The 12574-nt window shown below is 68.4% G+C and carries 10 protein-coding genes; 7 read left to right on the top strand and 3 right to left on the bottom strand.

The features are described from left to right. Nucleotides 1-57: 57 nt before the first annotated feature. The 3 genes from ACQVDU_RS04730 to ACQVDU_RS04720 form a co-directional block, all read right to left on the bottom strand. A complete protein-coding gene (locus ACQVDU_RS04730; protein ID WP_443476345.1) occupies nt 58-2418 on the bottom strand; it encodes an ATP-binding cassette domain-containing protein in 2361 nt (786 codons plus the stop codon). Nucleotides 2419-2601: 183 nt separating this feature from the next. Next, nucleotides 2602-3309 (bottom strand): SDR family oxidoreductase, encoded by a 708-nt coding sequence (locus tag ACQVDU_RS04725; RefSeq protein WP_443476344.1) that lies wholly within the window; start codon nt 3307-3309, stop codon nt 2602-2604. Then, a complete protein-coding gene (locus ACQVDU_RS04720) occupies nt 3306-5327 on the bottom strand; it encodes an FAD/NAD(P)-binding protein (protein WP_443476343.1) in 2022 nt (673 codons plus the stop codon). The genes ACQVDU_RS04725 and ACQVDU_RS04720 overlap by 4 nt, the downstream gene beginning before the upstream one ends. 249 nt (nt 5328-5576) lie before the next feature. Between ACQVDU_RS04720 and ACQVDU_RS04715 the strand changes: the two genes are divergently transcribed. The 7 genes from ACQVDU_RS04715 (at nt 5577) to ACQVDU_RS04685 (ending at nt 12459) form a co-directional block, all read left to right on the top strand. Continuing rightward, nucleotides 5577-6737 (top strand): ABC transporter substrate-binding protein, encoded by a 1161-nt coding sequence (locus ACQVDU_RS04715; protein WP_443476342.1) that lies wholly within the window; start codon nt 5577-5579, stop codon nt 6735-6737. 11 nt (nt 6738-6748) lie between these two features. Beyond that, entirely contained in the window at nt 6749-8803 is a 2055-nt protein-coding gene (locus ACQVDU_RS04710; RefSeq protein ID WP_443476341.1) for an ABC transporter permease, read from the top strand. After that, nucleotides 8800-9735: an ABC transporter ATP-binding protein gene (locus ACQVDU_RS04705; protein WP_443476340.1), complete on the top strand. Its 936-nt coding sequence runs from the start codon at nt 8800-8802 to the stop codon at nt 9733-9735. Before ACQVDU_RS04710 ends, ACQVDU_RS04705 begins: the two co-directional genes overlap by 4 nt. Next, nucleotides 9732-10490: an ABC transporter ATP-binding protein gene (locus ACQVDU_RS04700; protein ID WP_443476339.1), complete on the top strand. Its 759-nt coding sequence runs from the start codon at nt 9732-9734 to the stop codon at nt 10488-10490. Before ACQVDU_RS04705 ends, ACQVDU_RS04700 begins: the two co-directional genes overlap by 4 nt. 17 nt (nt 10491-10507) lie before the next feature. Continuing rightward, the gene (locus ACQVDU_RS04695) at nt 10508-11152 is read left to right on the top strand and encodes a CMD domain protein (protein ID WP_443476338.1); all 645 of its coding nucleotides are present in this window, start codon (nt 10508-10510) and stop codon (nt 11150-11152) included. Next, nucleotides 11149-11757: an alkylhydroperoxidase domain protein gene (locus tag ACQVDU_RS04690; protein ID WP_292711268.1), complete on the top strand. Its 609-nt coding sequence runs from the start codon at nt 11149-11151 to the stop codon at nt 11755-11757. Before ACQVDU_RS04695 ends, ACQVDU_RS04690 begins: the two co-directional genes overlap by 4 nt. An 81-nt stretch (nt 11758-11838) precedes the next feature. Beyond that, nucleotides 11839-12459, top strand: a complete 621-nt coding sequence (locus tag ACQVDU_RS04685; protein ID WP_292734712.1) for a hypothetical protein — start codon at nt 11839-11841, stop codon at nt 12457-12459. Nucleotides 12460-12574: the final 115 nt, after the last annotated feature.

Genomic DNA, 12574 nt, shown 5'->3' with positions numbered 1-12574 from the left:
CGGATGTGAGGAGTTAGCGACGCGGCACGGATGCGGCGCGCAGCGCTCGCGCGGGGGTCAGGCGCCGACGTACTCGGCGAGGTGCTGGCCCGTCAGCGTCGACCGGGCCTTCACGAGGTCGGCGGGCGTGCCCTCGAAAACGACCTTGCCGCCGTCGTGGCCGGCACCGGGGCCGAGGTCAATGATCCAGTCGGCGTGAGCCATCACTGCCTGATGGTGCTCGATCACGATGACTGACACACCTGAGTCGACCAGGCGATCCAGCAGGGCGAGCAGGTTCTCGACATCCGCGAGGTGCAGGCCCGTCGTGGGCTCGTCCAGCACGTAGACACTGCCCTTCTCGCCCATCTGCACGGCAAGCTTCAGCCGTTGCCGCTCACCGCCTGAGAGTGTCGGCAGGGGCTGGCCGATCCGGATGTAGCCGAGTCCGACATCCACCATTCGCCCGAGGACCGCCGCAGCCGCCGGTACCTTAGCCTCACCCGAACCGAAGAACTCGAGAGCCTCGGATGCCGCCATGTCGAGCACCTCGACGATGTTCTTGCCGGCCAGTCGAAACTCCAGAACGGTCTCGGCGAAGCCCTTGCCGTCACAGACATCGCACGGCGACTCGACCTGCTCCATGGGCCCGAGCTGGGTGACGATAACGCCCGACCCACCACACACCGGGCAGGCGCCCTCGGAGTTCGCGCTGAAGAGGGCCGGCTTGACGCCGTTTGCTTTTGCGAAGGCCTTACGGATCGGATCCAGCATCCCCGCGTACGTGCCGGGGCTCGACCGGCGCGAACCCTTGATCGCGCTCTGATCGATCGCGACGACGCCCTCGCGCCCGGCGACCGACCCGTGGATCAGCGAACTCTTGCCCGACCCTGCAACGCCCGTCACGGCGACAAGCACCCCGAGCGGGATGTCGACATCCACGTTCTGCAGGTTGTGCGAGCTTGCGCCGCGAACCTCGATCGCGCCCGTCCGCTCGCGCACGGCGGGTTTGAGCTGCGCCCGGTCATCCAGGTGGCGGCCGGTCAGGGTGCCCGAGGCGCGCAAACCCTCGACAGTGCCCTCGAACATGATCTCGCCGCCGCCCGAGCCGGCACCCGGCCCCAGGTCGACGACGTGGTCGGCGATCGCGATCGTCTCGGGCTTGTGTTCGACGACGAGCACGGTGTTGCCCTTGTCGCGAAGCTGCTCGAGGAGCCGGTTCATGCGCTGGATGTCGTGCGGATGCAGCCCGACCGTCGGTTCGTCGAAGACATACGTGACATCTGTCAGCGCCGAACCCAGGTGCCGGATCATCTTCGTACGCTGCGCTTCGCCGCCCGAAAGGGTTCCCGAAGCGCGGTCGAGTGAGAGGTAGCCGAGCCCGATGTCGACGAAGGAATCGAACAGGGCGCCGAGGCTGCGGAGCAGGGGAGCGGCGCTCGGTTCGTCGAGCCCCTCCACCCACGCGGCGAGGTCCGAGATCTGCATGGCACAGGCATCCGCAATGCTCGTGCCGGCGATCTTCGACGACCGTGCTCCTTCGTTCAGGCGCGTGCCACCGCACTCGGGGCACGGCTGGAACGCGACGGCGCGCTCGACGAACGCCCGGATGTGGGGCTGCATCGCCTCGACATCCTTCGAGAGGAATGACTTCTGGATCTTCGGTACGAGCCCCTCGTAGGTCATGTTCGTGTTCTCGAGCTTGACCTTGCGTGTCTCGCCATAGAGGAAGTCGTGCCGCTGCTGCTCGGTGAAATCTCGGATGGGGACATCCAGCGGCACGACCGCGCCGAAGATCTTCACGTACCAGCCGTCGGCCGAATACCCGGGCGCGGTCATGGCGCCACCGGATAGCGACTTGGTCTCGTCGAACAGTTGCGCGAGATCGACGTCGTTGATCTGTCCCATGCCCTCGCACCGCGGACACATGCCACCGGTCACGGTGAAGCTGCGCCGCTCGACCTTCTTGCCCTCCGCCGTCTGCATCGTCACCGCGCCCTTGCCGCTGACCGAGGCGACGTTGAATGAGAATGCCTGCGGGCCGCCGACGTGCGGCTGGCCGACCCGACTGAACAGGATCCGCAGCAGGGCGTTGGCATCCGTCGCCGTTCCGACCGTGGACCGGACGTTCGCGCCCATCCGTTCCTGGTCGACGATGATCGCTGGCGTCAGCCCCTCGAGCACGTCGACGTCGGGGCGCGGCGGCGTGTTCATGAACGCCTGGATGAACGTCGAATACGTCTCGTTGATCATCCTCGAGGACTCCGCGGCGATCGTGCCGAACACGAGCGAGCTCTTGCCCGACCCGCTCACTCCGGTGAAGACGGTAAGCCTGCGCTTGGGCAGCTCGACGTCGACGTTCTTGAGATTGTTCTCGCGCGCACCCTGCACGCGGATCAGGTCGTGGGCGTCGGCGGCGTGCGGCGTCGGTGCAGACATGAGCACACGTTAGCCGGATGCCGCGACATCCGTCTTCTCGATTCGTGACGGCATCCCGCCTGGCTGCCCGCTGCCCGATGTCGCTAACTCAGCAATCTCGGTGGCAGGAGACGGATACTGCCCGCGGCATCACCGAACTTCGCGCCGGAATTGAGGAGTTAGCGACGTTGGAAAGCGCTGGCGTCAGAGGCGCGCGATCTCGACCCGTGGCCGCACGGCGATGTCGGTGAGGTGCACGTCGGGAGAGGCATCCACGAGGAACCGCACTGTAGCGGCAACCGACGAGGGCTTGATGTAGCGCTCGGGCTCGTAGGGCGTTCCCATCTCAGCCGACTGCGTGCGCAGCATCCCGGTGTCGGTCTGGCCCGGCGCCAGGGTTACGACGCGCACGCGGTGGCGCTGCTCGTCGATGCGCAGCACGTCGGCAAAGCCGCGAAGCGCGTGCTTGGATGCCGTGTAGATGGCGTGCCCCGGAACCGGCCGAGTCCCCGCCCCCGACCCGATGAACACGACGGTTCCCTGGCTCTCGCGCAGCAACGGCAGCACCTGACGCGTGAGCTCGGCCGGGGCGAACACGTTGATGCCGAACTGCCGCTCCCAGTCTGCTGGAGCCGCAGTCTCGGTGGTGTGGACCGCGGCGATCGCGGCGCCGTGCACCAGAACGTCAAGGCGCGTGAGCTCGGCGGTGCGGGCGGCGAGGGCCTCGGCATCCGTGATGTCGAGAACCCACGGCGTCGCGCCCGTCTGCGCTGCCAGTTCGCTCAGCGCATCGGCGCTGCGCCCGACCGCGATCACGTCGTGGGTGCGCGAGAGCTCCCGCACGATCGCTCCGCCCATGCCTCCGGTGGCACCGGTCACGAGGGCTTGGGGGCGAAGATCGGATGCGGTCATGCAGAACTCCTTGCGAGCGAAACGGTGGGCGAAACGGATGCCGCGCGCAGCGCGATCCGCACAGCGCTGCGGGCGACGCGATCGGTCTCACGCAGCATGGTCGGATTCGTGCCCGGCATCGGGCTGATGATCGTGTCGTGCACGACCTCGTCAACCGGGATGCCTGCGACGTGCACGGCGGGATCGAGGCTACCGTCGGCGCGAACGAGCAGGCCCGTGTCGGGATCGATGTCGATGCCGCCGGTCGCGCCGAGCTCGCCGTCGCGGTCCGCGACCTGGAAGACGCGCAGACGTCCGGCATCCGTCAGCGATCGCACCAGCGGATCGGCGCTGGAACCGGCATCGTGCATGTGCATCCACGCGTCGATCAGGGTGCGGGCCGTGGTCTCGGCATCCGGAATCTGCCCAGACACCACGCGGAACCCGGCGTCGGTGATGCTCAACGCGGGCCGCGGGCCGAGGAAGCGCACGATGCCCGCGGCGTGCAGCGCGAGCAGCTGCCGGTTGCGGAAGGCTGGCGGGCCGGAGCCGAACATCCCGCCGATCGAGAGCAGGCGCCCGAAGGCCCCGCGCCGGGTCGCCGCATCGAAGCCGCCGAACGCGCCAGCGAGGCTCACGGGCTGCCGGGCCGACCCGATCGACCACAGCGCAGCCTTCAGCGGTGAGTCAGCGCCCCGCTCGGCTTCGCGCAGGTCATCCGCGAGGAAGTCAGCAACCCACGCATTGAACTCCTCACGATCGGCGAAGGATCGGTTCGACGGGTCGAGCGCGGCGGTGAGATCGAACAGATCCGAGGAGTTAGCGACGTACGGCGCGACAGCCGTGGCCAGCGAGTCTGCATCACCGGCATCCGAAGCGATCGCCTCCCGCAGGTCATCCAACGAGCCGGTCAGCGCCTCGGGTCGAACGCGGTGCAGCGTCTCGTAATACGCCTCGAACGCGTCCTTGCGGATCGCCGGCCACAGCAGGCCCTCGACGTCTATCGGCCGAGACACTCCGGCGTCGAGTAGGGCGCGCAGGTTTCGCTGTGGGGAGCGCGGGGGAAGGCTTCCGTAGAGCGTCTTCGCGCGGTACGGCACGCCCCGCGGCGAGGTAGCCCACAAGATCGGCTCGGCCCCGGATGCCTCGTACCGCAGACCGCCGGGGGAGGCGGCATCCGTGACGAAACGCCCGCCGCGACTAAGCGTGAGCAGCGTGACGGTGTCGAAGAACCCCATCCCGAGACCCCGGATGATGACATCCTCGCCCGGGGGAACACGCGAAAGGTCTTGGTCGACGGGGTTCCCGGGCGCCACCCACACGAGATCCGGTCGTGCTGAGACGGATGCCGCGAGTGCGCTCTCCTCCGCGGTGGGCTGGTTCGCGAGCCATCCGGTCGCCAGAACGACGGAGTCGACGGTGATCTCGGATGCGTCGCCCTCGGCATCCGTGAGCTGCAGCACCTGACGCCCACCGCGTTCGACGATCGCCGTCACGCGTCCGATGCGCGGGTGCACGGTGACGCCGCCCGGCGCCACCCGCATCACTCGTGCGAGCGCCCAGGCGATGTATTCGCCGTACAGCGACCGGCTCGGGTGCGACTCCGGGCGCAGGGCGGCGAGCTCGTCGCGGTAGTCGGCGACGAATCCTTCGCGCACCGGCGCCTCGGCGAAACCGGCCCGGCGCGGTTCGGGGATGGCCGCCACGATCTCGGCAGTCCGGTCATCCGGCGCCTCGGCGTGGGCGGCGAGGATCGCCCACTCATACAGCGTCGGGCCCGGCCGCACCGTGCCGGCCATCTGCACCGACTCGTCGGTGAACAGCGTCACGGCATCCGCGAGGGTGTTCATGCACAGTTCGCGGGTCTGGTCGGTGCGCCACACGCGCCCAGCACCCACCTCGACATCGTCGATCAGGTACACGTCGACCCGCGTGGCGTCGTGCTCCGGCAGCTCGGCCAGCGCCGACACAAGGCGTTCGAGCAGCGAGACGCCGCGGGGGCCCCCGCCGACGAGCGCGATCGCGGGGCCAGCAGACATACCTTCTTGTCTAGGCAATTCAGGCCTGAAACGCGAACTCGGGTGTCACAAACTGTCGTTTGGGGTGCGCAAACACCGCAATCTGTGACACCGGAGCAGGGGGTTTGTGACGAAATGCTTCGCTTCATGACGGCCCGAATGCGTGATTCCGGCGCTGCGTGCACAAGATAGCCAGGTCGCTTCGACGAAAGCGGCAGTGTCCGGCCGTATTCCACGGCGCCACAGCACCCCTTCCCACCAGGAGTCAGCATGAATCTGCGCACGCGCACCCTTGCGGCAGCCGCCGCCCTCACCGCGACCGCACTCGTCGCGGCAGGCTGCGCCTCGAGCAGCGGCGGCAGCACGGATGCCGACAGCACCGAACCCATCGTCTTCGGCGTCTCTGGCCCCCTGACCGGTAACCAGGCCGAGTACGGCGAGAACTGGCAGGAGGGCTTCGCTATCGCGCTCGACGAGATCAACAGCGCCGGCGGCATCAACGGCCGCGAGGTGCAGATCGACTTCCAAGACAGCCAGGGCGAGGCAAGCCAGGCGACGACGATCGCGCAGCGCTTCGTGAGCGACGACTCGGTCCTCGCGGTGCTGGGTGACTTCTCGTCGGCGACCTCGATGGTCGCGAGCCCGATCTACCAGCGTGCGGGTCTGCTGCAGCTGGGCATCACCAACTCGCACCCTGAGTTCACCGCGACCGGCGACTACATCTTCAGCCCGTCGGTGACGCAGGCTGTCGAGGCGCGAGTGATCGAAGATGCCGCGCACGAGATCGGCTCGAACATCGCCGTCTTCTACCTCAACACCGACTGGGGCAACACGGCGTTCAGTGTGCTGCAGGATCAGGCCGCAGCGAACGGCGACACGATCGTCTACAGCTCGCCGGTGGAAGAGGCCTCGACCGACTTCCGTCCGCAGCTCGTGCAGGCTCGCGACGCCAAGCCCGACGTCGTCATTTTCTACACGTACTACGGCACCACGGCCCTGCTCGTGCAGCAGGCCGAGCAGACGGGCCTGGATGTTCCGTTCCTCGCCGTCGGCTCGAACTACTCGGCCGAGTTCCTCGACCTGGCACAGGATGCCGCCGAGGGCGTGTACGTCGACACGACCTTCTACCCCGAGTCCGACGACCCGGCGGTCGAGAGCTTCGTGACCGCCTACACCGACGAGTTCGGGCACGCGCCCAACCTGTTCGCCGCCTATGCGTACGACGGACTCAAGCAGCTGGCCTGGGCCGCCGAGAACGCGGAGACCCTCGACCGTGAGGGCATCCGCAACGCTCTGCGCGACGGAACCGACATCCCCTCGATCATCTACGGCACCGCCACCTACAACGACGAGCGTCGTATCGACAGCCCGCGCTTCCAGTGGCTGGTCGTCGAAGACGGACAGTTCGTCCTCACCGACCAGGTCGGCTGAGCACGCACCGGATGACCGGGACCGTAGGGTCTCGGTCATCCGGGCTCTCGCGTTTCAGCATCCGCCCCCGACTCGCACCGCCCCGTCCCGACCCCTGGAGCCTCGTGTTCGACCTGCTCATCGCCGGCCTCATCAACGGAAACGCCTACGCCCTCGTGGCGCTGGGCCTTTCGCTCGTGATCGGCGTTGCGAACGTCGTGAACTTCGCGCACGGGTCGCTGTTCGCAGTGGGCGCCATGGTCGGGTGGCTGGTCACCTCGAGTCTCGGGATGCCGCTGTGGCTCGGTGCACTGGCAGCGATCATCGTTACCGCGGCGCTTGGGTGGCTCATCAACCTCGTCGCCGTTCGTCCGTTCGCGGGTAAGGCGCCGATCGCGGCAGTGCTCGCGACGATCGCGGTGATGATCATCCTCGACAACCTCACCCAGATCGTCTTCGGGCCCGAGGTGCGCCGGTTCGACTCGGGTCTTCCCGACATCACGTGGCAGATCGGCGGCATCACGCTGCGGCTCATCGACGTCGTCATCCTGGTCACGAGCGTGACCCTGATGCTCGTGCTCGCTGGCGTCCTGCGCTACTCGAAGATCGGACGCGCGATCCGGGCCACCTCGCAAGACCGCGAGGCGGCGGCGCAGATGGGCGTGCCGGTCGCGCGCGTGCAGTCGATCGCGTTCATGGTCTCGGCTTCCCTCGGCGGGCTGGCCGGCGTGCTTGTCGCCGCGTACTTCACGACGATCGCCCCGACGCAGGGCTTCCAGATCGGCCTGGCCGGTATCGCCGCCGCCGCGATCGGCGGCCTCGGATCCCTCCTCGGTGCCGTCATCGGCGGACTCGTGCTCGGTGTCGCCGAGGCCTTCGGCGTGGGCCTGTGGGGCGACTCGGCCCGCCAGCTCATCACGTTCGGCGCGCTGCTTCTCGTGCTCTGGATTCGCCCGGAAGGCATCCTCGGCAAGAAGACCGTGCGCCGCGAACCACTCACCGGAACCTTCTTCGCCCAGGCTCGCCCGGTCGTCATGCGGCGCTGGCAGATCGCGGTGCTCATCGCTCTCGCGCTCATCCCCACGATCCCGGGGGTCTTCGACGGTTACGCCGTGCAGATCGGCGTGCAGATCCTCGCCTTCGCCATGATCGCCCTCTCGATGACGGTGATCGGCGGTGCTGCCGGGCAGCTCTCGCTCGGTCAGGCGGGGCCGGTCGCCCTCGGCGCGTACGCGGCGGCGATGCTGACGAAGGATGCCGGACTCCCGTTCCTGGTCGCGGCCCCCCTCGCGGGCCTCGTCGCCGCCGTGCTGATCGCGCTGCTGAACGCGCCGTCGTGGAAGCTCTCGGGGCACTATCCCGCGATCGCGACGCTCGCTACGGGAGCGGCGATCTCGGCCGTGCTCCTGGTCGCCACGCCGATCACCGGCGGCGGCAGCGGAATCGCGCAGATCCCCCTGCCCGACATCTTCGGCATCCAGATCTCGTCGACCACCCAGTTCTACGCGCTGGGGCTCGGCATCCTGCTCGTGCTCATCCTGCTCGTGCACCGCCTCGGTCGCTCGCACCTGGGCCTCACGTGGCGCGCGATCCGCGACGACGACGTGGCGGCCCGCTCGGCGGGAATCGCGACCCCGCAATACAAGTCCCTCGCCTTCGCCGTCGGCGGGTTCATCGCCGGCGTCGCGGGCGCCTTCTGGGCCGCGCAATACGGATTCGTCGAGCCGAAGATCTTCAACCCGAACCTGTCGTTCCAGATCGTCATCATCGCCGTGCTCGGCTCGATGCTGCGACCCTTCGGCGCCGTGCTCGGCTCGATCGTTCTGGTCGGCGGGCTCGAACTGTTCCGCGTCGCCAGCGAAACGCGACTGCTCATCTACGGTGTCGTGCTGCTGTTGCTGATCTGGTTCCGCCCGCAGGGCATCTGGACCCTCCCACTGCCCTTTGCTCGGCTGTTCCGGCGGAAGGATGCGGGAACCGCCGTGGTCGCCGAGCAGTCGGCATCCGCCGGACTCGTCGGCACGCTCGCCGGCCCCGGCGCGGCCCCGGAAACGGATGCCCGCGGGGGAGAGGGGACCCGCTCATGAGCACTCCGAACCAGCCCCTTCTGCAGGTGCGCGACCTCACCAAGTCATTCGGGGCGCTGACCGCCGTCGACGGCGTCTCGTTCGCCATCGCGCCCGGCGAAGTCGTCAGCATCATCGGTCCGAACGGCTCGGGAAAGACCACCACGATCAATCTGCTCTCGGGTGAACTGCGCCCCGACCGCGGCAGCATCGCCATCGGCGAGACTGCGATCACGGGACGCACGCCCGACGTGATCGCCCGCGCCGGCATCCGCCGCACGTTCCAGAACGGCCGCGTCTTCGGCAACGCCACGGTCGAAGAGAACGTGCTCGTCGGTCAGACGCCCCTCGTGCGCGCGTCGGCGCCGCTTGCGCGCATCCGCACTATTCCCGTGCTGCGCTGGATCGCGCTCATTGTCGAAACCGTGCTCGCCATCATCGGCACGCCCGCCCAACGCCGCGAAGCGCTCGAACTGCAGGCGCGCGTCACCACCCACCTCGAGCGATTCGCGACACGGCTCACGGCGCGCCGCAACGACCCCGCCGCGACCCTCTCATACGCAAACCGTCGGCGCACCGAGATCGCTCGCGCCCTGGCATCCGACCCGCGCCTGCTGCTGCTCGACGAACCCACCGCCGGCATGAACGTCTCTGAGACCAAGGAGGTCATGCACCAGCTGCTCGACCTCAAGGCCCAGGGGCAGACGATGGTCGTCGTCGAGCACAAGCTCGAGCTGGTCATGACGATCTCCGACCGCGTCATCGTGATGGATGGCGGCCGCATCATCGCCGAGGGGACGCCGCACGAGGTGCAGAACGACCCCGCGGTCATCGAGGCCTACCTCGGTTCGCGCCGAGCGAGGGTCGTGGCACGCACGCACCACATCGAAGACGTGATCGAGTCGCCGGCGGCGAGCGATCCGACCGATGGCGGGCAGGGAGGCGCACGATGAGCATCGAGGTCAGCGATACGGATGCCGCGCAGCCGCTTCTGGACGTGCAGGGCATCAACGCCTACTACGGCGAGTTCCACGCCCTTCAGGACGTGAGCTACCGCATCCACGAGGGCGAGATCGTGTCGCTGCTGGGCGGCAACGCGTCGGGCAAGTCGACCACCATGAAGGCGATCCTGCGCCTCGTGAAACCTCGCAGCGGCGAGATCAGATTCGCTGGCCGCAGCGTCCTGGGCGACACGACTGCCGATGTGGTTCGGGCGGGAATCGCGAGTGTTCCGGAGGCCCGGCGGGTCTTCCCGGAGATGACGATCGAAGAGAACCTGCTCGTCGGCGCCCACACGCGCCGGGGCGGCGCCCGCGCGCTGCGCGAAGACCTCGACGCGCAGTACGACCTGTTCCCGCGTCTGGCAGAACGGCGCCGGCAAGAGGCCGGCACGATGTCAGGCGGCGAGCAGCAGATGCTCGCCTTTGCGCGCGCCCTGATGTCTCGGCCGCGCCTGATCTGCATGGACGAGCCCACCATGGGGCTCGCGCCGATCATCGTCGATCAGGTGCTCGACACCATCCAGCGCATCAACCGTGAGCGCGGGGTCGCCGTCTTCATGGTCGAGCAGGCAGCGGAACTCGCGCTCTCGATCGCGCACCGCGGCTACGTGCTGGCCGGCGGCACGGTGCGTCTGGAAGGCACGGCATCCGATCTGATCGCCAACCCGCAGGTGCGGGAGGCCTACCTCGGCCAGAGCGTCGCCTGACCACCGAAAGGACACCCATGCCGACGATCGATGTCATCGACGTGCTCGCGGGAATCGATCCGGACTCCGCGATCGACCGGCTCCGCGCGCGGCGCCCCGAGTCGCGCCGTCACGCGCAGGGGAGCTATGACGCGCTGTTCGCCCCCGCCGACACTGCACACGCGAGCCTGGCCGAGCGCGCCGCCGTCGCCACCTTCGTCGCGGCACTGCACCGGCAAGACAGCGCCGTCGCCTACTACCAGGCGCTTCTCGCGCGGGAGGACGAGCGGCTCGTGTCGACCGTGCTGCACCTCGCCGATCTTGCTGTGGGTCTCACGCCCGCGGGACCCTACGGCGCCTTCACCGGCGAAAACGCGCCCGAGAGCGTCCCCGGTCCGCGGTTCGTCATCACGGATGTCGCGTCGACCTACGTCCTCGGTGATCGGCTCAGTGCGGCACTCGAACACGCCCACCTGCTGACCCTGCACCCGCGGGACGCGGGACCCGCTGACCTGCAGCGACTCGAGGATGCCGGGTGGAGCGCCACCGGAATCGTCACGCTCTCGCAACTCGTCGCGTTCCTCGCCTTCCAGCTGCGCGTCGTCGCGGGGCTTCGTGCGTTGCAGGATGCCCGCGCTGTCGTCGATCCCGCCGTTTCGATCACGGAAGGAGCCGGCCGGTGAGCGCCGTCATCCCCGCACCCGAGGGTCTGGTCCCTCCGACCCGATTCACGCAAGAGACCCTCGACTGGGTTCCGTGGGTGGAGCCGCTGCCGATCGAAGAGGTCACCGAGCACCACTACGAGGCGCTCGTGCAGCGATCGCGGGTCAAGAACCCCTACTTCCGGCTGCTGGCACGCGACCCCGACATCCTGCGAGAGCGCACCAAGGCCGACCTCGACATCTTCTTGAACACGGATGCCGGGCTGCCGCGCGCCGAGCGCGAACTTGCCGCGACCGCGGCATCCCGGGTCAACGGATGCGTGTACTGCGCGTCGGTGCACTCCGCGTTCACGACCCAGCAGTCGGGCAGACGCGAGGACGTGCAGCGCATCCTGGACGAGGGAGTATCGGCCCGCATCGACCAGCGCTGGGACGCGATCATCGACGCGAGTGTCGCGCTGACGCAGACTCCCTCCGCGTTCGGCGCTGCCGAGCTGGCTGGGCTGGATGCTGCGGGTCTGGATGACCTCGAGGTGCTCGACGCGATCCTCGCGGCGTCGTTCTTCAACTGGGCCAACCGCCTCATGCTCTCGATCGGGGAGCCGGGAGTGCCGCCGAGCGCCTGAGAACTCCCGCAGCTCACAGCCCTCCCAAAGCTGCGCTGGATAGCGTCAGGAGTTCCCGAACTCGACCCCACGGAGGACACCATGGGTTTCCTTGACCGACTCTTCGGCACCGAGCCCCAGAACCGGCAGCCGTACGCGCAGCAGCCCGCCGCGCCGCGTCCCGCGGGTTATCCGTCCACGACGCCGCCGAAGTCCGAGGACGAGATCGCGATCGAGCGGTACCGCTACCTTCTGCGCACAGCGCCGCCCGAGACGATCGAGCAGGTTCACGCCGAGGCTTTCGCGAGGCTCACCGAGCAACAGCGGCAGCAGGTGCTTGCCGACATGACAGCCACCCTCCCGGCATCCGAGCAGCCCCGCTCGACCGACCCGAACGAGATGGCCCGTGCCGCCACCCGAGCCGAGTACATGAATCCCGGCTCGATGGAGCGCACGCTCGGCGGCCAGCGTCAGGGGCCGTCTTTCGGCTCGATGGTCGGCTCGTCGCTCCTCGGAACCGTCGCCGGGTATGTCATCGGGTCCGCGCTCGTGTCCGCGTTCATGGCTCCGGTTTTCGCTGCCGACGCCGGTGCCACGGATCCGGGAACAGCCGAGGCGGGAACCGACACGGGGGGCGACCCTGGCTGGGCCGACGCATCCGGAGCCGGAGACACGGGCTTCGCGGACGGCGGCTTCGGAGACTTCGGCGACTTCGGTTTCTGATCGGGCAGCGCGCGGAGGACTCCACCCGCCCCGCCTGCGCGATAACGTTCATCTATGGGGAAGGTGGAAACCGGCTCTGCACGCCGCGGTGCGAGCCGCGCAGCAGGTCGAAGTA

The organism is Microbacterium sp. F2 (assembly GCF_052274505.1).
GTDB lineage: Bacteria > Actinomycetota > Actinomycetes > Actinomycetales > Microbacteriaceae > Microbacterium.
The sequence above is the reverse complement of the archived record's forward strand: the minus strand, read 5'-3'. Positions and strand labels throughout refer to the sequence as shown.

Coding starts and splice junctions, on each gene's coding strand:
- ACQVDU_RS04715 (WP_443476342.1), top strand. CDS start 5,577: ATGAATCTGCGCACGCGCACCCTTGCGGCAGCCGCCGCCCTCACCGCG.
- ACQVDU_RS04725 (WP_443476344.1), bottom strand. CDS start 3,309: ATGACCGCATCCGATCTTCGCCCCCAAGCCCTCGTGACCGGTGCCACC.
- ACQVDU_RS04705 (WP_443476340.1), top strand. CDS start 8,800: ATGAGCACTCCGAACCAGCCCCTTCTGCAGGTGCGCGACCTCACCAAG.
- ACQVDU_RS04700 (WP_443476339.1), top strand. CDS start 9,732: ATGAGCATCGAGGTCAGCGATACGGATGCCGCGCAGCCGCTTCTGGAC.
- ACQVDU_RS04710 (WP_443476341.1), top strand. CDS start 6,749: ATGACCGGGACCGTAGGGTCTCGGTCATCCGGGCTCTCGCGTTTCAGC.
- ACQVDU_RS04695 (WP_443476338.1), top strand. CDS start 10,508: ATGCCGACGATCGATGTCATCGACGTGCTCGCGGGAATCGATCCGGAC.
- ACQVDU_RS04720 (WP_443476343.1), bottom strand. CDS start 5,327: ATGTCTGCTGGCCCCGCGATCGCGCTCGTCGGCGGGGGCCCCCGCGGC.
- ACQVDU_RS04685 (WP_292734712.1), top strand. CDS start 11,839: ATGGGTTTCCTTGACCGACTCTTCGGCACCGAGCCCCAGAACCGGCAG.
- ACQVDU_RS04730 (WP_443476345.1), bottom strand. CDS start 2,418: ATGTCTGCACCGACGCCGCACGCCGCCGACGCCCACGACCTGATCCGC.